This is a genomic window from Sphingomonas sp. LY29 (assembly GCF_035593985.1).
GTDB lineage: Bacteria > Pseudomonadota > Alphaproteobacteria > Sphingomonadales > Sphingomonadaceae > Sphingomicrobium.
The window spans coordinates 666,575-688,185 of the sequence record NZ_CP141587.1; the positions used below are offsets into that span (position 1 = coordinate 666,575).

At 64.2% G+C, this 21,611-nt stretch carries 24 protein-coding genes and 1 tRNA gene; 12 read left to right on the plus strand and 13 right to left on the minus strand.

Features of this window, described 5'->3' with window-relative positions:
• Positions 1-35: 35 nt before the first annotated feature.
• Positions 36-1,367 (minus strand): serine hydrolase domain-containing protein, encoded by a 1,332-nt coding sequence (locus tag SH584_RS03300; protein ID WP_324808537.1) that lies wholly within the window; start codon positions 1,365-1,367, stop codon positions 36-38.
• A 166-nt stretch (positions 1,368-1,533) separates the two neighbouring features.
• Between SH584_RS03300 and SH584_RS03305 the strand changes: the two genes are divergently transcribed.
• From SH584_RS03305 to SH584_RS03320, 4 genes are read left to right on the plus strand one after another with little or no spacing between them, the layout of a single operon-like run.
• Positions 1,534-1,821 (plus strand): LapA family protein, encoded by a 288-nt coding sequence (locus SH584_RS03305; RefSeq protein WP_324808539.1) that lies wholly within the window; start codon positions 1,534-1,536, stop codon positions 1,819-1,821.
• A complete protein-coding gene (gene pyrF, locus SH584_RS03310) occupies positions 1,818-2,495 on the plus strand; it encodes an orotidine-5'-phosphate decarboxylase (protein WP_324808541.1) in 678 nt (225 codons plus the stop codon). Before SH584_RS03305 ends, pyrF begins: the two co-directional genes overlap by 4 nt.
• 56 nt (positions 2,496-2,551) lie before the next feature.
• On the plus strand, positions 2,552-3,418 hold the full coding sequence (gene accD, locus SH584_RS03315) for an acetyl-CoA carboxylase, carboxyltransferase subunit beta (RefSeq protein WP_322842444.1): 867 nt from the start codon (positions 2,552-2,554) through the stop codon (positions 3,416-3,418).
• Positions 3,418-4,728 carry a bifunctional folylpolyglutamate synthase/dihydrofolate synthase gene (locus SH584_RS03320; RefSeq protein ID WP_416385165.1) on the plus strand — a complete coding sequence of 437 codons (1,311 nt, stop codon included), beginning with the start codon at positions 3,418-3,420 and terminating at the stop codon, positions 4,726-4,728. Before accD ends, SH584_RS03320 begins: the two co-directional genes overlap by 1 nt.
• Here SH584_RS03320 and SH584_RS03325 read toward each other — a convergent pair.
• A complete protein-coding gene (locus tag SH584_RS03325; protein ID WP_324808546.1) occupies positions 4,706-6,091 on the minus strand; it encodes an AmpG family muropeptide MFS transporter in 1,386 nt (461 codons plus the stop codon). The two genes, SH584_RS03320 and SH584_RS03325, sit on opposite strands and share 23 nt — an antisense overlap.
• A 134-nt stretch (positions 6,092-6,225) precedes the next feature.
• Between SH584_RS03325 and SH584_RS03330 the strand changes: the two genes are divergently transcribed.
• Complete coding sequence (locus SH584_RS03330) at positions 6,226-7,383, plus strand: aromatic ring-hydroxylating oxygenase subunit alpha (RefSeq protein WP_324808548.1); 1,158 nt, start codon at positions 6,226-6,228, stop codon at positions 7,381-7,383.
• Here the strand turns inward: SH584_RS03330 and SH584_RS03335 are convergent.
• Positions 7,362-7,793 carry a response regulator gene (locus SH584_RS03335; protein WP_322842448.1) on the minus strand — a complete coding sequence of 144 codons (432 nt, stop codon included), beginning with the start codon at positions 7,791-7,793 and terminating at the stop codon, positions 7,362-7,364. The genes SH584_RS03330 and SH584_RS03335 overlap by 22 nt on opposite strands.
• A 23-nt stretch (positions 7,794-7,816) precedes the next feature.
• On the opposite strand from SH584_RS03335, the gene SH584_RS03340 reads away from it, so the two are divergent.
• Positions 7,817-8,641, plus strand: a complete 825-nt coding sequence (locus SH584_RS03340; protein WP_322842449.1) for a pseudouridine synthase — start codon at positions 7,817-7,819, stop codon at positions 8,639-8,641.
• Positions 8,638-9,180 carry a 16S rRNA (guanine(966)-N(2))-methyltransferase RsmD gene (rsmD, locus tag SH584_RS03345; RefSeq protein WP_324808551.1) on the plus strand — a complete coding sequence of 181 codons (543 nt, stop codon included), beginning with the start codon at positions 8,638-8,640 and terminating at the stop codon, positions 9,178-9,180. The genes SH584_RS03340 and rsmD overlap by 4 nt, the downstream gene beginning before the upstream one ends.
• Here rsmD and SH584_RS03350 read toward each other — a convergent pair.
• On the minus strand, positions 9,177-9,542 hold the full coding sequence (locus SH584_RS03350) for a hypothetical protein (protein ID WP_324808553.1): 366 nt from the start codon (positions 9,540-9,542) through the stop codon (positions 9,177-9,179). The two genes, rsmD and SH584_RS03350, sit on opposite strands and share 4 nt — an antisense overlap.
• Before the next feature lie 23 nt (positions 9,543-9,565).
• Positions 9,566-10,174: an SOS response-associated peptidase gene (locus SH584_RS03355; protein ID WP_324808555.1), complete on the minus strand. Its 609-nt coding sequence runs from the start codon at positions 10,172-10,174 to the stop codon at positions 9,566-9,568.
• A 156-nt stretch (positions 10,175-10,330) separates the two neighbouring features.
• Here SH584_RS03355 and SH584_RS03360 point away from each other — a divergent pair, with 156 nt between their 5' ends.
• Both SH584_RS03360 and SH584_RS03365 read left to right on the plus strand, forming a co-directional pair.
• The gene (locus SH584_RS03360) at positions 10,331-10,636 is read left to right on the plus strand and encodes a glycine zipper 2TM domain-containing protein (protein ID WP_322842453.1); all 306 of its coding nucleotides are present in this window, start codon (positions 10,331-10,333) and stop codon (positions 10,634-10,636) included.
• 121 nt (positions 10,637-10,757) lie between these two features.
• Positions 10,758-11,912 carry a hypothetical protein gene (locus tag SH584_RS03365; protein WP_324808557.1) on the plus strand — a complete coding sequence of 385 codons (1,155 nt, stop codon included), beginning with the start codon at positions 10,758-10,760 and terminating at the stop codon, positions 11,910-11,912.
• On the opposite strand, the gene SH584_RS03370 is transcribed toward SH584_RS03365, so the two are convergent.
• The 3 genes from SH584_RS03370 to SH584_RS03380 are packed head-to-tail and all read right to left on the minus strand — an operon-like array spanning position 11,890 to position 13,145.
• Complete coding sequence (locus tag SH584_RS03370; protein WP_322842455.1) at positions 11,890-12,234, minus strand: DUF2794 domain-containing protein; 345 nt, start codon at positions 12,232-12,234, stop codon at positions 11,890-11,892. The two genes, SH584_RS03365 and SH584_RS03370, sit on opposite strands and share 23 nt — an antisense overlap.
• A complete protein-coding gene (gene epsC / locus SH584_RS03375) occupies positions 12,231-12,917 on the minus strand; it encodes a serine O-acetyltransferase EpsC (RefSeq protein WP_324808559.1) in 687 nt (228 codons plus the stop codon). Before epsC ends, SH584_RS03370 begins: the two co-directional genes overlap by 4 nt.
• 42 nt (positions 12,918-12,959) lie before the next feature.
• Positions 12,960-13,145, minus strand: coding sequence for a hypothetical protein (locus SH584_RS03380; RefSeq protein WP_322842457.1), 186 nt, complete (start codon positions 13,143-13,145; stop codon positions 12,960-12,962).
• Here SH584_RS03380 and SH584_RS03385 point away from each other — a divergent pair, their 5' ends adjacent.
• On the plus strand, positions 13,146-13,841 hold the full coding sequence (locus tag SH584_RS03385; protein WP_324808561.1) for a sulfite exporter TauE/SafE family protein: 696 nt from the start codon (positions 13,146-13,148) through the stop codon (positions 13,839-13,841).
• Between the two features lie 56 nt (positions 13,842-13,897).
• Positions 13,898-14,803, plus strand: coding sequence for a hydrogen peroxide-inducible genes activator (locus tag SH584_RS03390; RefSeq protein ID WP_324808563.1), 906 nt, complete (start codon positions 13,898-13,900; stop codon positions 14,801-14,803).
• Positions 14,804-14,839: 36 nt separating this feature from the next.
• On the opposite strand, the gene katG is transcribed toward SH584_RS03390, so the two are convergent.
• Both katG and pgsA read right to left on the minus strand, forming a co-directional pair.
• Positions 14,840-17,026, minus strand: a complete 2,187-nt coding sequence (katG, locus tag SH584_RS03395; RefSeq protein WP_324808565.1) for a catalase/peroxidase HPI — start codon at positions 17,024-17,026, stop codon at positions 14,840-14,842.
• A 117-nt stretch (positions 17,027-17,143) separates the two neighbouring features.
• On the minus strand, positions 17,144-17,710 hold the full coding sequence (pgsA, locus tag SH584_RS03400) for a CDP-diacylglycerol--glycerol-3-phosphate 3-phosphatidyltransferase (protein WP_324808567.1): 567 nt from the start codon (positions 17,708-17,710) through the stop codon (positions 17,144-17,146).
• 120 nt (positions 17,711-17,830) lie between these two features.
• On the opposite strand from pgsA, the gene SH584_RS03405 reads away from it, so the two are divergent.
• Positions 17,831-19,129: an MFS transporter gene (locus SH584_RS03405; protein ID WP_322842461.1), complete on the plus strand. Its 1,299-nt coding sequence runs from the start codon at positions 17,831-17,833 to the stop codon at positions 19,127-19,129.
• Positions 19,130-19,405: 276 nt separating this feature from the next.
• Here SH584_RS03405 and SH584_RS03410 read toward each other — a convergent pair whose 3' ends face one another.
• From SH584_RS03410 to SH584_RS03420, 3 genes are all read right to left on the minus strand, one after another.
• On the minus strand, positions 19,406-21,010 hold the full coding sequence (locus SH584_RS03410; RefSeq protein WP_324808570.1) for a putative bifunctional diguanylate cyclase/phosphodiesterase: 1,605 nt from the start codon (positions 21,008-21,010) through the stop codon (positions 19,406-19,408).
• A 72-nt stretch (positions 21,011-21,082) separates the two neighbouring features.
• A tRNA-Leu gene (locus tag SH584_RS03415) sits at positions 21,083-21,167 on the minus strand.
• Positions 21,168-21,198: 31 nt separating this feature from the next.
• Positions 21,199-21,495: an integration host factor subunit beta gene (locus tag SH584_RS03420; RefSeq protein WP_322842464.1), complete on the minus strand. Its 297-nt coding sequence runs from the start codon at positions 21,493-21,495 to the stop codon at positions 21,199-21,201.
• Between the last annotated feature and the right edge of the window lie 116 nt (positions 21,496-21,611).

Below are 21,611 nucleotides of genomic sequence, written 5' to 3' on the forward strand. Positions count from 1 at the left end.
CCTAGGCGCAATGCGCCCAAATAGCAATTTTGGGGCTAAAGTGCCGCTGCGATGCGTTCGCCGCCGACCTTGCGACTGGCTAGACTATCGATCGCTTCGGGGGCGACCGGTGCACGTCGATGGGCGGAATCGAGTTCCATCCAATCACGAAATTCCAGGCCGTAAAGCATGTCCATGACTTCGAATTCGAGGCCGCCGGGCTGCGAAGTATTGCTGTTCCACAATGCGACGACGCCACTTTTCATCGACGGATCGAACAGGATTAGCGAACGATAGCCGTTCACCCCGCCGCGATGGCCGATGATCCGGTGGCCGGCATAATTATAGGTGCGCCAGCCATAGCCATATTGCGGATCGGCAAGCCGTTCGAGGAACTTGCGGAGCCGGCCCCGTTCGTTGGGGGTCGCAACGCGCGGTTCGTGTATGGTGTTGAGAAGCTGCGGGCTGAGCACGCCGGGCATCGATCCCATCTGCGCCAGCATCCACAAGGTCATGTCCTTGATGTTGCTGTTCACCCCGCCCGCGGCGGGAACGCGGTAGTAATTCTCGTTCACCTCGAGCTCGCGCCGCCCGACGCTGTGCGGCCGCGCCCAACTCTTCGAGCTGACGAGGCCATCGCGAGTGATGCTGGCCGACGTCATTCCGAGCGGAAAGAACAATTCGCGCTCGACCGCGTCCTGGTATCGAACCCCGGTCGACTTGGTGACGATCTCGCTCGCCGCGTCATAGGCGATATTCTGGTAGCTCCAGCAGGTGCCTGGATTGCAGACGCTGTTGAGACTGGAAAGCGTCCGGCGGAGGAAGGTGACGTCCTGCCCCTCCTCCAGCTTGTTATCGAATGCGTTGCGATAGAGGCCGAGCCGGTGGGACAGTACGTCTCCGACAGTCGCGCGAACTTCGTTGCCGGCGGGAAGGTGAAGCGAGGGTGCCAGAGCGGCGACCGGCTGGTCGAGGCTAAGCTTGCCCTGTTCGGCCAGCTTGGCGACCATCGTCGAGGCGACGCCCTTCGACACCGACGCCCAGCGGAATACGGTTTCCGGCGTGACCTTTTCGCCCGACTTGGCGACGGTCTCGCCATAGCCGTTGAGGAAGGTGATGCGCCCGTCCTCGACGATGCCGACCGCCATTCCGACCATGGTCGGCTTGGCCGCCATCCGCTGCAGTCGCTCGTCCAGGCGTGCATAGTCGATGCGTCGACGGTTCGACGGCGCGACCAGCGACAGCTGCGCACTGATCCGCGCGTTGGTAGCAAGCTTCGCCGCCTCGGCCGTCATCGGCTTTGGCTCTTCCTTGAATGGCTTGGCCCATGCCAGCGCGCCAACGGCCAGCGCCGCGGCGCCAAGCCCCACGATCAATTGCTGTTTCAATGAATGACGCAGCCTCCCCGTCCCCTCTGTGGCGTCACCGCGAACGATGCTCAACAGGGCGCGAATCCCGCTGCGGTGAGACGATGCGATGGAGCGCCGAACGCCACGCATCTGGCGTTTGTCGGTCGGCTCCCCTAGAGCGGCCGCAACGCCAAGAGGGGCATCGATGAACTTTCTGAAGACGATATTCTGGGTGGTCGTCGCAGTATCGCTCGCGATCTTCGCCAACCGCAATTGGAACGACGTGACCGTGAACCTGTGGGGCAACCTTCAGGCGGACATTAAACTGCCGATCCTGATGGCCGTGCTGTTCCTGATCGGCTTCCTGCCGACATGGTTCGTCCTTCGCGGACGCGTGTGGGCCCTCAAACGCAAGCTCGCGCTGGCCGAGCGGCCGTTGGTGGCGCCGGTACCGGCAGTGCCGACCCCCGATGCAGCGGTGAACCCCCAATGAGCCGCAGCCCAATCTTCGTCGCGATCGACACGCCCGACCTCGATCGAGCCCGTGCGCTGGCGGAAGTGCTGAAGGACCAAGCCGGCGGCCTGAAACTCGGTCTCGAATTCTTCTGCCGCAATGGCCCCTCGGGCGTGCTCGACCTTGCGAAACTCGGTGTGCCGCTGTTCCTTGACCTGAAGCTGCACGACATTCCCAACACCGTCGCCAAGGCAATCCAGGCCTTGTCGCCGATCACACCGGCGGTGCTCACCGTCCACGCGTCGGGCGGCCGGGCGATGCTGGAGGACGCGAAGGCCGCGGCTCCCGCCGGGACGAAGGTCATCGCGGTGACGATGTTGACGAGCCTGGACGAGGACGATCTCCGGGCGACGGGCGTGACCGGATCCGCCCACCAACATGTCGAGCGATTGGCGGCCTTGGCCCGAGAGGCCGGGCTGGACGGGATCGTCTGTAGCGGCAACGAAGTCGCGGCTGCGCGTGCGGCGTGGAGCGACGGTTACTTCGTCGTGCCCGGCATTCGCCCCGCCGATGCGACCGTCGGCGACCAGAAGCGCGTGATGACTCCGCGACAGGCGATCGACGAGGGCGCGTCGATGCTTGTCATCGGTCGGCCGATCACCGGCGCCGACGATCCTGCCGCGGCGTTGCGGGCGATTGCCGCCACACTGTAAGTGGACAGGCCCGACCGCCGAGCCTAGGGCGCGAGCAAGCAAGAGAGGGTGTTTCGATGAGTTGGCTGTCCCGTGTCCGCAATGGCATCCAGTCGCTGACCAAGCGGCAGAGCGAGGACAATCTGTGGCACAAGTGCCGCAAGTGCAGCTCGATGGTCTTCACCAAGGAGTGGGCCGACAACGTTTACGTCTGCCCGCGCTGCGACCATCACGATCGCGTCGGCCCGACGATCCGTTTCGATGCGCTGTTCGACCGGCAGAAATATGAAGTGCTGCCCAGCCCCGAGGTCCGCGAAGACCCGCTGAAGTTTCGCGACACCAAGCGCTATTCGGATCGCATCAAGTCCGCCCGTGCCGCCACCAACGAGCGCGACGCGCTGATCAATGCGGTCGGGAAGATCGAAGGTCATCTGGCAGTGGTCGGCGTGCAGGATTTCGCCTTTATGGGCGGGTCGATGGGCGTCGCGGTCGGCGCCGCCATCCTCGCCGGGATCGACAAGGCGATCGCGCGCAAGTGCCCTTACGTGTTGTTCACTGCCGCCGGCGGCGCGCGTATGCAGGAAGGGATCCTGTCGTTGATGCAGATGCCGCGCACGACCGTCGCGCTGGCCAAGCTGCGCGAGGCGGGTCTTCCCTATATCGTCGTGCTCACCGACCCGACGACCGGCGGCGTGACGGCAAGCTACGCCATGCTCGGCGACGTGCAGATTGCCGAGCCTGGCGCACTGATCGGATTCGCCGGACAGCGCGTGATCGAACAGACGATCCGCGAGAAATTGCCCGATGGCTTCCAGCGCGCGGAATATCTGCTGGAGCATGGCATGATTGACATGGTCGTCCATCGCCACGCGCTGAAGGATCGTCTTGGCCGCCTGATTAGCTACCTCGCGCCGCGCCAGGAGAAGGGTCGGCGGGCGGCGTGATCCGAGAGGTCGTGCGGGTTACCGATCCGCGACTAGTCGCTTTGCTGGCTAGGCAGGCGACGCAGGCCGCCGACGGCGATCAGCTTGGCCTGCAACGCATCACCGCACTGCTTCAGAAACTGGGCCGGCCTCAGGATCTGTTGCCCCCCGTTTTCCACGTCGCCGGAACCAACGGCAAGGGATCGACCAGCGCCTTTCTGCGCGCGGCGCTGGAGGCGGCCGGGCATCAGGTCCACGCCTTCACCAGCCCGCACCTCGTCCGCTATAATGAGCGCATCCGGCTCGCCGGCCGGCTGATCGACGATGATTTGCTGGCGGCAACGATGAGCCGTGTGCTCGACGCCAATGACGATATCGGCGCCAGCCTGTTCGAAGTGAATACGGCAGCGGCGTTCCTGGCTTTCTCCGAAACGCCAGCCGACGCGTGCATCGTCGAGGTGGGACTCGGAGGGCGCCTCGACGCAACCAACGTCATCGAACGCCCCCTTATGACCGCGATCACCAGCCTTGGGCTCGATCACCAAAGCTTTCTTGGAAATCGGCTGACCGACATTGCCGCGGAAAAGGCCGGCATTGCGAAGCCTGGCGTTCCGCTCGTGACGATGCGTTATCCGACAGCCGTCGGCGCGGTGATCGCGCGCGTCGCGGCGGAAGCCGGTGCGCTAGTGATTCCGCGCGGCACGGGCTGGGATGTCGATTCCTCGAACGACGACATCCGTTACCGCGACAAAATGGGCACGCTGACCCTTCCCCTGCCCCGCCTGCCCGGTCGCCACCAACTGCTCAATGCCGCGCTAGCGGTCGCGATACTGCGGCATCAGGAGCGGCTGGCGGTCCCCGAGTCGGCACTGGTGGCCGCGATGGGCTGGGCACAGTGGCCCGCCCGGCTTCAGCAGCTGAATGACGGCCCGCTCCTCGAGATGTTGCCGCCCGGAAGCGAATTGTGGATCGACGGAGGGCACAATCCGTCGGCATCGCGGATCATCGCGGATCATGCAGCCAGGCAATGGGACGACGGTCTGCCGCTGGTCCTGCTGTTCGCCAGCCTCAAGGCGAAGGATGCCAAAGGCGTGCTTGCGCCGTTCCGCGGCATCGCCAAGGCGGTGCGAACCTTGCCGATCAAAGGCCATGATTGCCGATCGCCCGACGAACTGGTCGCGATTGCGACGGCGTCGGGCCTGCCGGCGACCGCGCACCAGGGACTGGCCGACGCGTTAACCGCGCAGCGCAGCCCGGCCCGTGTCCTCGTATTCGGCTCGCTCTACCTCGCGGGCGAGGCGCTCACCCTCAACGGATCGGCGCCGGATTAGGCTCGGACAACTCGTAGTCCGGATCGGCGGCGCGGGCATCGCCTTCGCCGACCGTACCCGCCGAGCCGATCGAAGAATCGACCAGTCCGGAGCGCATCATCAGCCAGAACAGAATGATGCCGGGGAAGGCGACGACGGTCGTCAGCAGGTAGAAATTCACATAGCCCATCGATTCAACGAGCGAGCCTGCGGTCGTGCCCGTAAGGAACCGCCCGACGATGCTCGCCGCCGCCGAGATCAATGCATATTGCGAGGCGGTGAAGCGCAGGTCGCACAGCGCCGAGAAGTAGGCGATGACGGTGACGCCGCCGATGCCGCTGGCGATATTCTCGAACGCGATCGCGCCCGCCAGACCGGCATTGCTGTGGCCCGCGCCCGCGAGAAGCGCGAAGCTGAAGTTCGACACTGCCATCAGGATCAGGCTGATCAGCACCGACTTCTTCATGCCGAGCCGCGAATACATCACGCCGCCAATGAAGATGCCGATCAGGTACGCCCAGAAACCGAAGCCGACGTCGTAGATCGCGATTTCGTCATTGGTGTAGCCCATGTCGTCGAGCAGGAGGCGAAGCGTAAGCTGGCCAAGCGTGTCGCCGATCTTGTGGAGCAGGATGAACAGCAGGACGAGGAAGGCGCCCTGCCGCTGAAAGAATTCGACGAAGGGGCCGTAGACCGCCTTGACCGCCTCCCCCATGCCGCGCCGTTCCTTCGGCTCACGATGCCGGTTGGGCTCGCCGTAGAGCAAGCCGGTTAGCATCGCCGGGAGCGCGAAGGCCGCGCAGGCGAGATAGGCCAGTTCCCATCCGACACGCGCGGCAAGGACGAGCGCCAGTGCGCCCGCCGCGACTGATCCGATCCGCCAACCGTATTGAATCATGCCTGATCCGACGCCGAGCTGACGCGGTTCCAGGATTTCGATGCGGTAGGCATCGATCACGACGTCGAAGGTGGCACCGGCCACACCTACCAGAACCGCCGCATAAGCGGTGTAAAGCAAGCTGGCCGAAGGATCGACGAACGCAAGATTGGCGACGGCAGCCATGACCGCCACGCCCGTGAGCAGCAACCAGGACACGCGTTGGCCCAGCCGGTGAAGGATCGGAATGCGGACGCCGTCGACGACCCATGCCCAGAGAAATTTCAGATTATAAACGAGGAAGGCGAGGCTGAAGGCGGTGATGCTCTTCTTGTCGAGACCGTCCTGCGACAGACGCGTGGTCAGCGTCGCGCCGATCATCGCGTACGGGAAGCCCGAGGAAACACCCAGGAACAGCGCGGCGAGCGGGGCCTTTTCGAAGTAGGGACGAATGCCGTCCCACCACTTGCCGCGACCCTCGATCTCCGCCGCTACCGTTTCCGCCATCGTGCACTCCCCCACGCTTCTTTCACCCAGCCTAGCAGCGTCCATCGCCGGCGAAAGGGGGATGGTCGCAATTCGGCGACGAAGCCGTTCAGTTCGTCCTTGCAACGAAGACGGTGAAGACGCACCATCTTGATATGGATCAACTGGCCAACATCCTTCGCCCCACCCCCGGCCAACTCGCCCTGGCGGAGGCGCTGGCACGGGGAGAATCGGCGCTGGGATCGGGCATCCAGACGATCCCTGCGACGAGCTACACGGATCCGGCTCGCTTCGAGATGGAGCAACGCGCGATCTTCGAGCGGATGCCGCATTTGCTGGCGCCGTCCGCTCTTCTCCCCCTTGCGAGCACGGCGGTCGCGCACGACGATTACGGCACGCCCCTGATCGTCAGCCGCGATGCCGATGGGCGTGCGCACGTCATGGCCAACGTCTGCCGCCATCGCGGGACCCGGCTGATCGACAGCACCGAGGCGCACGCCGCCAAGCGCATCGTCTGTCCTTATCACGCCTGGGCCTACAAGCCCGACGGCACGCTGACCGGCATGCCGCGGGCGGAATGCTTCCCGGGTTTCGACAAGGGCGAGCATGGCCTGCGCGAATTCGCCAGCATCGAGTCCGGCGGGCTGATCTGGTGGTCTCGCAACGACAATGCCGACTTCCGCGATGTCGAGCGACTGGCACCCGATCTCGACGCGTTCGGGATGAAGGACCTGCACCTCTATCGCCGCAAGACGCATGACGTCACGGCGAACTGGAAGCTGGTCATCGATGCCTTCCTCGAAAGCTATCATGTCCAGCGGCTGCACGCCTCGACCATCGCCAGCTTCTTCGCTGACGGCATCACCGTCGCCGACACGATCGGCCCGCACCAGCGCGCGGCGGTGGGGCGCGAGGCCTATCTGGCCGACATTGACCGCGACGACTGGCGGTCGCTGCGCAAGGCAGTGACCTTCACCTACCAGATCTTTCCGGCATCGGTGGTGATCGTCAGCCCGGATTATATCAACCTGCTGATCGCGATGCCGCAGTCGGTCGGGCGGACGCTGGTGGAGGACGTGATGCTGATCCCCGAAGCGCCGATGACCAACGACGCCGAGGCGCATTGGCAGAAAAGCTGGGACCTGCTCGACGGCGGCACCTTCGGCGGCGAAGACTTCCATGCGGCCGAGCTTTGTCAGCGCGGCCTGATGTCGGGCGAGCTGAAAGAGGTGAAGCTAGGCACGCTGGAAGACGGCATCGCCCGCTTCCACGAGCGCGTCGACGAGGCGCTTCAGCTCGCCTCGAACGCGTAGAGGATCAGCCCCTTGGGCGGGCGGACCTTTTCCCCGGCCAAATGCTGGTCGACGGCCTTCAGCGCCTGACGCAGGGTCCGCTCGTTATACGGCTTGAGCAGGCAGCCGATCGCAAGGTCGGCCGCGTCGTCGGGCGCCATTCCGGTTGCGAACAACACGGGGATGCCGCGCTGCTTGGCCAGCCTGGCAACATCGATCCCACTACGCTCGCCGCTCAGGCGCACGTCCGACAGGATCAAATCGACCTGTTCGCGATCCAGCGTTGCCTCGGCATCGGCATATCTGTCATGGGTCGCGACGACCTCATAACCCGCGTCGCCGATCATATTTTCATTGTCGAACGCGGTCAGCGGTTCGTCTTCGACGATGAGGATGCGCTTGACGACGCGAGTGCGCTTCCCGAACAGCATGTGACCCCCGTAGGAAAAACCAGATGACCTCGCAACGAACGAAGCGCCCGCCGGTGCCGCGCCAGGGACGACGCGATGCACGCGGCGCGCAGCCGCCCCGCGGCCCGAAGCCCGGCCCGGCCCGCGACGACGGGCCTCAGCGCATCGCCAAGCTGCTCGCACGCGCCGGGATCGCCTCGCGCCGCGACATCGAACGGATGATCGAGGAAGGCCGTGTCGCGATCAATGGCGACGTGCTGACGACGCCGGCGACTGTGCTGACCAGCCTCCAAGGCGTGACCGTCGACGGCAAGCCGGTAAGGCCGCCCGCCGCGGCGCGCCTGTTCCGCTTCAACAAGCCCGAGGCGACGCTAACTGCCGCGCGCGACCCCAAGGGACGCCCGACGATCTACGATCGACTTCCCGAGGGCTTGCCGCGCGTCATGCCGGTCGGCCGCCTCGACTTCATGACGGAAGGTCTGCTGCTGCTGACCAACGACGGCGAGCTGAAGCGTCAGCTGGAATTGCCGAGCAGCGGCGTGGTGCGAACCTATCGCGCGCGGGCGTTCGGCGACGTGACGCAGGACCAGCTCGAAGAACTGGCCGAGGGGGTCACGATCGAGGGCGTGCGCTACGGATCGATCAACGCGAACCTCGAGCGGCGGACCGGTCGCAACTGCTGGATCGAGATGGCGCTGACCGAAGGCAAGAACCGCGAAGTCCGCCGCGTGCTCGCGCACCTTGGCCTTCAGGTTTCGCGCCTGATCCGCACCAGTTACGGCCCCTTTACCCTCGAACCGCTGCAGACGGGCGACGTCGACGAGGTGCCGCGCGACCTCCTCAATCGTTTCCGGCAGACGCTAAAATGAGGATCATCGCCGGCGCGTGGCGCGGGCGGCCGCTCGTCGCACCCAAGGGGCAGGATACCCGCCCCACCGCCGATCGCACGCGCGAGACGCTGTTCTCGATGCTCATCAGCCGGGTCGGCGATTTCGAGGGTCTGCGCGTTGCCGACCTGTTTGCCGGAAGCGGCGCGCTTGGCCTTGAGGCGCTATCGCGCGGTGCGGCCGAGGCGACCTTTGTCGAGCAGGACCGCGCGGCGATCAAGGCGATCGAGACAAATCTGGAAAAGCTGGGCGCTTTGACGCGCGGCACGATCCGCGGAGGTTCCGCGCTCGCCTTGCCGAAGTCGGCACCGTTCGATCTCATCCTTGCCGATCCGCCCTATGCGGACGGCTCGGGCACCGCTGCGGCCACGGCGATCGCCAAGGCGCAATGGGTCGCGCCCGGCGGTTGGGTCGCGATCGAGACGGAGCGCAAGCAGGTCGTCGAAGCGCCCGAAGGCTGGCGGCTGGATGCCGAGCGCGATGTGGGTCGCGCCCGGATCACCCTGTTCCAGGCCAGTTAGACCTTCCGCTTCGCATTTGCGTCGGCGGCGCTGTCCTTGACCGCCTTGAATTCGGTCATCAGCCGCTTGCCGATCGCATTGGCGGCAGCCGTGCCTGCGGCCTTCAGCGCGGTCGACGACGACCGCGCCGATGCCGCGGCCTTGGTCGCGCCGCCACGTTCGGCGAGTGCTGCCACGGCAGCAGTCGCGCCGATCGCGATCAGGTCGACGACCAGCGGATGATCGGCAAGCTTGGCAACCGCATCGAGGCCCTTGTGGCCCTTGTCCTTGATCTTGGCCGAAGCCTTCTTGGCCTTGCCTTTGGTGTCGGCCTTCTTCGCCTTCGTCTTCGGCTTTTCCGCCTTGGTCTTGTCCTTCGCCATGTGCGACTCTCCTTTGGGGCCGCTCAGGCGGCGGGTTCGATGATCCTCATGTCGGCGTCCGCATAAGGCTGTGCAAGAGCACAGGCGTCGGCGCGATTGCCGTCAAGCCACTGCATCGCGTCCGCCGGCTTCAGCATCACCGGCATCGCCTTGGGATGGATGTCGCCGACGACACGATTCGCGTCGCAGGTCAGGAAGGCCATGAACGGCCCACCCTCACCCGGCCGCCACAGCCCCGCAAAGGCAAACAGCGGGTCCACCTCTTCATGAAGCCCGAACCACACCTTGCGCTTTCGCCCGGTGTCGGGGTCGGCAACCTGCGTCCACTCGCAAAAGCGCGTAACTGGAACCAGGCAACGACGGTCGGGTCGATCGAGCGCCGACCGCCAGAAGGGACTGTCGAGATTGCGGACGTTGGTGATCGGCCGTCCCTTGGCCGCCGCCGGGCCCGGAAATCCCCACGTCATGCTGTCGAGCTTCAGGTCGCCCGCCTCTCCACGGCGAAGCACCGGCGCAGGGCGCCCGGGATAGATTTCGTCGAAGGGAGGAAGATTTCCCCGATCGCCCTCGAACGGACCGAATAGTCGCCGCATTTCGTCGACGGTCGCAGTCATCGTGTAAAGATTGCACATACCAAAAGGTCTTCTGCCACCCGACGACGAACCGTTCGTCGTTAATAATGTCGATCCTAGTTAATGCCGCTTGGCATGTTGTCCAAGGTTCATGAAACAAGCGGCAAGGTCGTCGCGTTGAAGTGACGAACAGAATGAAGAATTAGGAGTTTTATCATGCAGAGGTTCATGCTGGCACTTGCCGCCACTACCCTCACCATTCCCGCCCTGCCGGCAGTCGCGCTGGCTCAGAGCGACGGCTATTATCACGGCAAGACGTGGCGCGACGGCCAGGGTCGTCTTCGCTGCAAGCGCAGCAACGGCACGACCGGCCTGATCGTCGGCGCCGCCGGCGGCGCCCTGATCGGCCGCGCGATCGATACGCGCGGTGAGCGCGCGACGGGTACCATCGTCGGCGCTGCGGCCGGCGCCCTCCTAGGCCGTCAGGTCGAACGCAGCCGCTCGCGTAGCCGCTGCCGCTAATACAAAGTTGGCCGGCGCCACCTCCCACCCCCTGATCGGGCGCCGGCCATTCACACCCTGGGTGTATTGACACAATAATACAGCTGTGACAGCCTTAGGGCCTCACAGGGGGTTATTGTCCATGTATACCCAGAATGATCTCGACGAGGCGGTGGCCGCCGGTGCGTTCAGCCCGGAAGCCGCCGCCTCTCTTCGTTCCTATGTCGATGGGCGGCGTTCGCTGCCCGCGGTCGACGAGGAGCATTTCCGGCTGATCACCGGGTTCAATGATATTTTCGTGTCCATCGCCGCGGCGATCCTGCTGTTCGCGGTCGGATGGATTGGCCAGGCTATCGGTCAGGCCATGGGGCTAATCGCGACCGACGGAGGTCGCGAAGGTCCGAGCTTCCTCGCACCACTAGCGGTCGCTGCCACGTCCTGGGGCCTGGCCTTGTTCTTCACCGCAAGGCGCCGGATGGCGCTCCCCTCGATCCTGCTCGTCTTTTCGTTCGTGTTCGCAGTCTTCTCCACGGTGGCCCTGATCGAAGCCCAGGCCATGTTGTCGGTCGTCGGTCCTGAGCGCCTCGAAACAACATTTGGCAACAACGAAGCTGCAGGAAAGGCACTCGTCGGCGGACTGGCCGCCTTGGCCTTCGCGATTGCCGGGGCCGCAGCGTGGGTCCACTGGAATCGCTTCCGCGTTCCCGTGACCGTCGCCGCAGGAGCGCTTGCGGTGGTCGGCATCTTCCTCGCCATCGTGGCAGCGGTGCTGGCGGAGCAGGTCGGCAACCTTCGCAACGTCATGCTCGGCTTCACCTTGCTGCTCGGCGTCGGCATGTTCCTGTTCGCAATGCGTTGGGACTCGTCGGATCCGGCGCGCGTGACGCGGCGCAGCGATGTCGCTTTCTGGCTCCACCTTTTGGCGGCGCCGATGATCGTGCACCCCGTCTTCACGCTGCTCGGCCTGAACGACGGCAATGCCACGATCGGGGAAGGCCTCATCGTGGTCGCGCTCTACGTCGTGCTCGGGATTGCCGCGCTCGCGGTCGATCGTCGCGCCCTCCTCGTGTCGGCGCTGGCCTACGTGCTCTACGCGCTCAGCGCATTGTTCGAGCAGGTGGGCGCGGTCGAACTCAACATCGCGCTGACCGCGCTGGTGATCGGCTCAGCACTGCTGCTGCTGTCGGCCTTCTGGCACCAGGGACGGCGGATGGTGGTCGATCGGCTTCCGGCCGGTTTGCAGTCGCGGCTGCCGTTGCTCGACCGCGTCGCGCCTAGTCCTCAACCAGCCGCATGAGCCGGCGCTCGAGCGGGGCAAGCACGCCGTAGAGGTCGTGGCCCCGCTTGAGCACCGCGCCATGTTCACTGATCAAGGCAAACGCCCCCTGCTTCGACCGAAGTCGGGGGCGTTTTTCGATGCGGACCTCGGGCCGCTCGGTCGCTCGGCGAAACGCGGCGAAGATCGCGACGTCGGGATGGAACGACAGTCCGTAATCGCGCCAATGCCCGGCAGCGACCATCCGTCCGTAAAGGTCGAGGATGCGCTGCAATTCCTGCCGGTCGAAGGCGGCGACCTGATTACGGTCTTTCGGCCCCGGAAACGGGGTGACGACGCTCAAGCGCTCTTGGCCTTGGGCGCCGGCTGGTTCCGCGCTTCGAGGTCGGACATCTGCTTCGCAATGGTCTGAAGTTGCGCTTCCAGCTCCGCAATCCGCGCATAGGCCGGATCGCAATTCTCGCCGCAGGGCGTTCCGTAAGGGACGAAGCCGGGACTGTAGTGGACCGTGTCCACCGGCACGGGTCGAGCCGGGATGCCGACGACGGTCCCATTAGGCACGACGTCCTTGGTCACCACGGCGTTCGCGCCGACACGAGCACCCTCACCGACGATGATCGGTCCAAGGACCTGGGCGCCCGAGCCGATGACGACACCCGACTTCAACGTCGGATGGCGCTTGCCGCCAACGCCGGTCGATGGATTGGTCCCGCCGAGCGTGACATTCTGATAGATGGTGACATAGTCGCCGATGTCCGCGGTTTCGCCGATGACGGTGAAACCATGATCGATGAAGAACCGCGCGCCGATGGTCGCGCCGGGATGGATGTCGATCGCCGTCAACAGTCGTGACAGGTGGTTCACGAAGCGGGCGAGGAAGAACAGCTTCCCGCCGTAGAGCCAGTGCGCGACACGGTGAAATCCGAGTGCGAGCACGCCCGGATAAAGAAGCACTTCCCATCGCGATCGCGCCGCCGGATCGCGGGACTTCACGGAATCGAGATAGGCGATAAACGACGATGCCACGCAGCTGGGCTCCCAAAGCGGCCCCATCGGCCTGTCATCAATTTAGGTCGTGGCAAGCCGAATGAAAAGGCAAAGCGAAACGCCGGTGCGTCGTCCCGCCTTGCCGCGGCGCAGCAATTGCGGCAGGGAAATCGAGAGAGAACGGGCGGAGCGAGCCTCATCACGGTAGATTTCCTTCTCGATCCTGCGGTGCTCGTCCCGTTCATCCTGATCGGGTTTGCGGCGCAAATGATCGACGGCGCGCTGGGAATGGCGTTCGGCCAGATCAGCAGCACGCTCCTGATTACCCTCGGCGTTCCGCCAGCCGCCGCGTCCGCAGGCGTTCACACCGCCGAGACCTTTACCACCGCCGTTTCGGGCATCAGCCATGTCGCCCATCGCAACGTCGATTGGCGGCTGTTCGCGCGGATCGTCATCCCCGGCGTGATCGGCGGGGTCGTCGGCGCCTACCTGCTGACTCAGATCAAGGCCGATGTCGCGCGGCCGTTTGTGCTCTCCTACCTCACTGCGCTGGGCCTCTACCTGCTCTACCGGGGCGCGATGCATCGCCACACCGAAAAGCAGCCCAAGGTGGTCTCCCCGCTGGGGTTGGCGGGTGGTTTCCTCGATGCGGCTGGCGGCGGTGGCTGGGGTGCGATCGTGACGTCGAACCTGCTCGTTCAGGGCGGCAATCCGCGGAAGGTCATCGGCACGGTCAACACCGCCGAATTCTTCCTGACGATCACCATTTCCGCGACCTTCATCGCGACGCTCGGCTGGGCTGCGTTTACGACTGCGACCGTCGGGCTGCTGATCGGCGGCGTCATTGCCGCACCGTTCGGCGCGCTGGTCGCCAAGAAGGTCGACCCCGACAAGCTCCTTACGTTTGTCGGCATCGTACTCAGCCTGACGAGCGGTTACGCGCTGTACCGTTCGATTTTCTGACCGTTTCCATCATCGCCAGTTTCTTTTAAAAGCGGGCGATTGATTGGAAATGTGATTTGTCGACGCACCTCCCCACGATCCGCCAGCTTCAATATCTGGTCGCGCTGCAAGACCACGGTCATTTCACTCGCGCCGCGGCAAGCTGCTTCATCACCCAATCCACCCTGTCCGCCAGCCTTCGCGAGCTTGAGACGCTGATCGGGACCCCGCTCGTCGAACGAACCCGCCGCGTGGTGCGCTTCACCCCGCTCGGTCTGCGGATTGCGGACAAGGCCAGAAAGGTGCTTCGCCAGGCGGAGGAACTGGCCGACATGGCCCGCGCCGAGGGACAGCCGCTCACCGGCGAATTGCGCATGGGTGTGATCCCGACGATCGCTCCCTTCCTGCTGCCGGCATTGCTGCCAAAAGTCAGGATCGAATGGCCGCGACTGCGTCTGTTTCTTCGCGAGGAGGCAAGTCAGGCGGCCTGCGATGCGCTTCATCGGGGGCAACTCGACTGCGTTCTGCTGGCGATGCCCTACGCGTGCGGCGACGTGGATCATTCGGCACTGTTCGACGACCGCCTGTTCGTCGCCTTTCCGCGCGGGGAAGCGCCGGACGGGGCGATGGTCCCCGCCGCGTCGATCGACGAGCAGCGACTGCTGCTATTGGAAGACGGGCATTGCCTGAAGGATCAGGCGCTGTCGGCGTGCAACCGGCCGGAGCTTCGTGCCGAGGCGGCGATGCTAGGCACGTCTTTGCACACGCTGGTGCAGATGGTCGACAATGGCTTGGGGCTGACGTTCGTGCCCGAAATAGCGATCCGTGCCGGGATTCTGGAGGGGACGGCAGTCGATGCTCGGCCGCTCAAGTCCGACAGCGGCTTCCGCCGGATTTCGCTGGTGTGGCGGAAATCGAGCCCACGGGAGGAAGAGTTTCGCCTGTTGGCCGACACGCTCCGCGAGATGGCGGTGGCCGGGTGAAGAGCGGGTGGCATCGCGCCACCCGCCCCCACTCAATCAATATTGCAGATCGAAGCGATCGGCGTTCATGACCTTGGTCCACGCCTTGACGAAGTCGCGAACGAATTTTTCTTCGTTGCCCTTCTCGGCATAGACTTCGGCGGTTGCGCGAAGCTGGCTGTTCGACCCGAAAATCAGGTCGGTGCGCGTCGCGCGCCACTTTTCCTGGCGACCGCCACGATCGTAGCCGATGAATTCCTCGTCGGCGCTGGTGTCGACGACTTCCCAGAAGGTGTCGTTGTCGAGAAGGTTGACGAAGAAATCGTTGGTCAGCTGTGCCTTGCGCGTGGTGAACGCGCCTTCCGGCGCATCCTTATAATTGGCGCCGAGGACGCGCAGGCCTCCGAGCAGCACCGTCAGTTCCGGGGTGGACAGGCCGAGGAGCGATGCCCGGTCGAGCAACAGCTCTTCGGTCTTCACCGAATGTTTGGTCTTCAGATAGTTGCGGAAGCCATCGGCCGCCGGTTCCATCACGTCAAAGCTGTCGGCGTCGGTCAGGTCCTGCGTCGTGTCCCCGCGACCGCCGGTGAACGGAACGTCGACCGAATAACCGGCGTCGCGCGCCGCCTTTTCGACCGCCGCGGTACCGGCAAGCACGATCGCGTCAGCGAGCGAGAGCGAACCGCGGAGATCGTTGATCTTCGACAGGATCGACGCAAGTTCCTGCGGCTCGTTGACCGCCCAATCCTTCTGCGGGGCCAGCGCGATGCGCGCACCGTTGGCGCCGCCGCGATGGTCCGACTTGCGATAGGTCGACGCCGAGGCCCACGCCGTCTTCACCAGCTGGCCGATGCTGAAGCCGGCGTCGAGGATCTTCGACTTGAACGCCGACACGTCGGCATCCGACGGCATGGTGCCGGCCGGGATCGGGTCCTGCCAGATCAGGTCTTCGGCGGGAACTTCCGGGCCCTGGTAGCGGATCTTCGGTCCCATATCGCGGTGGGTCAGCTTGAACCATGCGCGGGCGAAGGCATCCTTGAACGCTTCATGGTCGTTCCGGAACTTCTCCGAGATGACCCGGAATTCCGGATCGACCTTGAGCGCCATGTCGGCGGTCGTCATCATCGTCGGCACGCGCTTCGAAGGGTCATGCGCCGCGGGGGCCATGTCCTCTTCCTTCTGGTTGATCGGCTGCCACTGCTGCGCACCTGCGGGGCTGCGGACCAGTTCGTACTCATAGTCGAGGAGGAGGCGGAAGTAATTTTCCGACCATTCCGTCGGCGTGTTGACCCACGCGCCCTCGATCCCGCTGGTGATCGTGTGCTCGCCGAGGCCGCTTTCAAAGCCGCTCGTCCAGCCAAGACCCTGCAGCGCGATGTCCGCGGCTTCGGGGGCATCGCCGACCAAACTGGCGTCGCCAGCGCCGTGCGCCTTGCCGAAGGTGTGGCCGCCAGCCGTCAGCGCGACGGTTTCCTCATGGTTCATCGCCATGCGCTCGAACGTGATCTTGATGTCGCGCGCCGACTGGAGCGGATCGGGAACGCCGCCCGGACCCTCCGGATTGACGTAGATCAGGCCCATCTGGATCGCGGCGAGCGGATGCTCGAGTTCCATCTCGCGGTCGGGCTGGATTCGCGTTTCTTCGGCGGCGACCCACTGTTCCTCGGCGCCCCAATAGACGTCACGCTCAGGCTCGAACACGTCCTTGCGGCCGCCGCCGAAGCCGAACACCGGCCCGCCCATCGATTCGATCGCGACGTTGCCGGTCAGGATGAACAGGTCGGCCCAGCTGATGTGCTTTCCGTACTTCTGCTTGATCGGCCAAAGCAGGCGACGCGCCTTGTCGAGGTTGCCGTTGTCCGGCCAGCTGTTGAGCGGGGCGAAGCGCTGCTGACCGCTGCTCGACCCACCGCGACCGTCGGCGGTGCGATAGGTGCCCGCGGCGTGCCACGCCATGCGGATGAAGAAGGGGCCGTAATGTCCGTAATCGGCCGGCCACCACGGCTTGCTGTCGGTCATCAGCGCAACGAGATCGTTCTTCAGCGCCTGATAGTCGAGCTTGTTGAAGGCTTCGACGTAATCATAATCGTCGCCCATCGGATCGGGCGAGGCACCGTTCTGAGACAGAATGTCGAGCGGAAGCGAATCCGGGAACCAGTCGCGGTTGGTGCGACCGAGCAACGACCGGATTTTCGATCCCTTCATCGGGCAGCCTTCGGGGGCTCCGCTGGTCTTGGCGTCCATGGTCATTGCTCCTGTCTCTAGTTGAATTTGATCGCCGACCTACGCCATCGGCAGGAACGGCGGAAACGATTAATATGCGTCAGTCGCACCGGAAAAATCGATAAGCGCGGAAGCGCCTCAATCCATGTGCTTCAGGCCGATGCGCAAGTAGTCGTAACCGGTGACGAGCGTCAGCGCAGCCGCAGCCCACAGAGTGCCGAGGCCGACCTGATGCACCCAAAGCTGATGCGGAAAAGCACCGCCAAGGATCAGCGCGCCGAGCGACACCAACTGCAGCGTCGTCTTCCACTTGGCGAGCTTGCTGACCGGCATCGAGACGTTGAGCGGGGCAAGATATTCGCGGAGTCCGGACACGATGATCTCTCGCAGCAGGATCACCAGCGCGGGGATGATGTGCAGCCCCTCGATCACCGGCTCGCCCGACATCTTGCGACTGGCGATCAGCATGACGATGACCGCGGCGACCATGATCTTGTCGGCGATCGGATCGAGGAATTGGCCGAGGCGGCTGATCTGCCCATTGGCGCGCGCCAGATAGCCGTCAAAATAGTCGGTGATCCCGACCAGGCAATAGAGAATGAAGGTGATGCCGTAGTCGATCGGCGTCGGTCGCCATAGCAGGAAGACGAGGATCGGCACCGCCAGGATCCGCGAAAGCGTAAGAAGATTTGGGACCGTCAGCATCGCCCTATCGCTAGGGCATTGCAGCGGGGCTGCACAATCCCCGACCGACGATGCTTTGCGCGTCGGAAGCGCTGGGCTATCACGCCGTCCAATCCGTGTTCAGCAAGGCCAGACGACTTCATGGAAGCATCACCCAAGCTCTTGCTGCGACGGCGGTTCCTACCGATTTTCGTCACCCAATTCCTAGGCGCCTTCAACGACAATCTGTTCCGCACCGCGATGGTGATGCTCGTGATCTACGGCATCTACCGCGACGCGACGCAGGAGGCGACATTCAGCGCGGTTGCGGGAGGGCTGTTCATCCTGCCCTTCTTCCTGCTGTCGGCACTTGCCGGTCAGCTTGCAGATTCGATGGACAAGGCGCGGATCGTCCGGATCGTGAAGACCGCCGAGATCGTCATCATGGTCGCGGGTGCGGCAGGGCTGCTGCTCCACAACATTCCGCTCCTGCTCCTCGCCCTGTGCGCCATGGGCGTGCATTCGACCTTCTTCGGGCCAATCAAATACGCCATTCTTCCGCAGCATCTGCATCCCGGCGAAGTGCTCGGCGGGACGGGCCTGGTGGAAGCCGGGACCTACATCGGCATCTTGGGTGGGACCTTGCTTGGCGGCGTGCTGGTGCTCCAGCGGCCCGACGGAAGTTTCCATGCCGAGTGGGCCGCAGTCGGCGTTCTGGTTGTCGCCCTTATTGGCCGAATTGCCGGCCAATTCGTTCCTCCTGCCCATCCCGATCCCGACGTCCCGCCGTTCAAGATGGATTGGCACATCGTGCGCGCGTCAAACACGCTGGTTCGGGCGACGCTTCATATTCCAAGGCTGTTCCTCGCCATCCTCGCCATCAGTTTCTTCTGGGCGATGGGGGCGGTCCTGGCGGCGCAGTTTCCGCCGCTCGTCAAGAATGCGCTCGGCGCAGACCAGACCGTCGCGACGCTGTTTCTGGCGATTTTCTCGGTCGGGGTCGCGCTAGGCTCGGTCGCGGTGAACCGGTTGCTCGGCGGCCAGGTTTCCGCTCGCTACTCGCCCGCGTCGGCGCTGCTGATGGGTTTGTTCGTTCTCGATCTCTATCGCCGCGTCAAAGGCTGGCCAGCGCCGGTCGAGCAGCTTCGCGACCTCACGACCTTTCTCGCCATGCCGGGGGGATGGATGATCGTGCTCGACCTGCTCGGCGTCGCGATCGCCGGCGGCATGTTCGTCGTCCCGCTTTACGCCTTCCTGACGACGACCGTGCCGCCATCGGAAACGGCGCGCACGGTCGCGGCCAACAACATCGTCAACTCGGGCTTTATGGTGGCGGCAACGCTGGTGCTGACAGGCGCGGTGATCTTGGGCGTAACCGTCGCGGACAGTTTGCTGATCGTCGCCGTGTCGAGCGTGATCGCGGCGTGGCTGGGATGGAAGCTCCACCTCGCCTGCGATTGATCGCGGTCACGCCAAGTAGACGGCCATGAACAGGAAGCCGCCAACGAACGTCAGAGAGAAAAGGCGGAGATCGGCTGTGGCGGTCGAGGTGGTCACGTTCGACTTTAGAGCCGACCGAGAGCGCCCGAACATCGGGCGATCCATCGTGACAAGCTTTGCTTTTCCGCCCTGCATAACAACCTGCTTAACGCCGCTTTTACCATCTGATCAACGATGATCGTGGGTGGGCGATCCTTCCGTCCCACGGAGGGACAGTCGGCCTTCGCAGCGGTCAGGTCAGGCGGTGCGGGTCTTGGGAAGCTTTGCGGACTGCGCCTCTTCGCGACTGCGCAGGAGGGCGCGCGCCTGCTCGCCGCTCATCGGCTTTCCGAAATACCAGCCTTGACCCACGGCGCAGCCGAAGCCGGCGACCGCGGCATGCGTTTCGGCATTCTCGATGCCCTCGACCGTCACCGGCACGCCAATCGCTTCGGCGAGAGTGGTGACGGCGCGAACGATCGCCGCGCTCTCCCGGTCCTGCTCGATCGTCGACACGAAGCAGCGGTCGATCTTGATGACGTCGAAGGGAAGCGAGCGCAGGTGCGAGAGTGACGAAAATCCCGTCCCGAAATCGTCGAGCGCGAGCTTGATGCCCTGGTTCTTCAGGCTGGTAACAATCGAACGCGCGAGGTCGAGATCGGCGAACAGCGAACTTTCGGTAATCTCGACGACCAGTCGCTCGGCAGGGAAGCCGGCTTCGGTCAGCAATCGAACGATCCGCTGCGCCAGCCAGCTGTCGGCCAGTTGCGTCGGAGAGATATTGATCGACAGCTTGATTGCCGGATCCCAGTCGGCTGCCTGGATCATTGCCGAGAGGAAGATCTGTTCGCTCAGGCGACCGATCAGGCCATGCTCCTCGGCGATCGGGATGAACTGATCGGGCGCGATCATGCCGCTGAGCGGATGATCCCAGCGCGCCAGCACTTCGAACCCGACGATCTTGCCGGTCAGCAGATCAACCTGCGGCTCGAAGTACGGCAGGAACTGGCCGTGCTCCAGGCCGTAACGGATGCCCTGTTCCATCTCACTATGCTGGATCAGCGCCCGCTCCATTCCCTCGTCGAACCATGCTGGCTTGGCGGATCGAATCGACCGGGCATGTTCCAACGCAATGTCGGCGCGGCGCAGGATGTCGGGGATCTGGCCTTCGCGCGGATCTGCCGAAACAATGCCGACGAACGCGCCGATCTGGATAAGGCGGCCGTCGATCTCGAACGGGCGCGTGACCTGGCGGAGCAGCGACAGCGCGAGCGCTTCGACCTGCTGCTTCGCGGCCGGTGCGGCGTCGAGGGCGATTGCAAATTCGTCGCCCGACAGCCGGGCCACAAGCCGCCCCTCGCCCGCGCCCTCTTCCAGCGAAGCCGCGATCAGCCGCAAAACCTTGTCGCCGATGTCATAGCCGTGGCGGTCGTTGACGCTCTTGAAGCGATTGAGCTGAAGCGAGAGGATATAAATGCGATGACCGGTCACCGTTGCCCGCCGGCGGAGCGCTTCGCCCTTATCGGCGAATCCCCGGCGATTGAGCAGGGCCGTCATGCCGTCGGTCGACGCGACGATCGCGGCGCGCTCTTCGCCTTCGCGGCGGCGCTCGGTCTCGTGCTGAAGGTCGACGTAGCGCCGCCAGCCGAACAGGATCAGCGCAACGTTAAGGGTCAGGGCGGTCGACGCGATTTTCAAACCTGGACCGAATCGGTCGCCGTCGATCGCCAGTCGCTGGAAGAACGCGCTGCCGTTCCAGATCAGCATGCACACCGCGCCGATCAAAACGGCAAGGACGATGATGTCCCGCCGGGCTTTCGCCAGCGCGAACTCGGGCTCCCTCGCGGGGAAAAGACGATGCAACAAAGGACGCACAGCCAGCCGTTTACCGACGACTGTTTAACAAATTCTCCATACCGGGATTAAGAAATCCGGTGGTGCGGATGGCGGGACTTGAACCCGCACTCCTTATGGGAAGCCGATTTTAAGTCGGCTGCGTCTACCATTCCGCCACATCCGCGTGACCGATGCGCCGAACTGGCGCGATCGGACTATTCGGCGGTGACTTCGCCTAAATTCAGGCGCTCGCGCATTTCCTTGCCCGGCTTGAAATAGGGCACGCGCTTGGCATCGACGTCGACCGCCTCGCCGGTACGCGGGTTGCGGCCCGTGCGCGCATCGCGCTGACGGGTCGAAAAGGCGCCGAAGCCGCGAAGCTCGACACGCCCGCCCTTGGCAAGCTGATCGGTGATCGAATCGAACAAGGCCGACACCACGTTCTCGACCTCACGCTGCGTGAGATCGGGAAAATCATTGCACAATTTCTGCACCAGTTCCGAACGGATCATCGATGTCCCCGTGAATTGCTTCGCCACACGCCCCCCTGGCGCTTGGCAGTTGCGTATCACCCTGTTCCCCATAGGAAAAGGGCGCGGATGCGTTCCCGCACCAGCGCCCTTCCCTT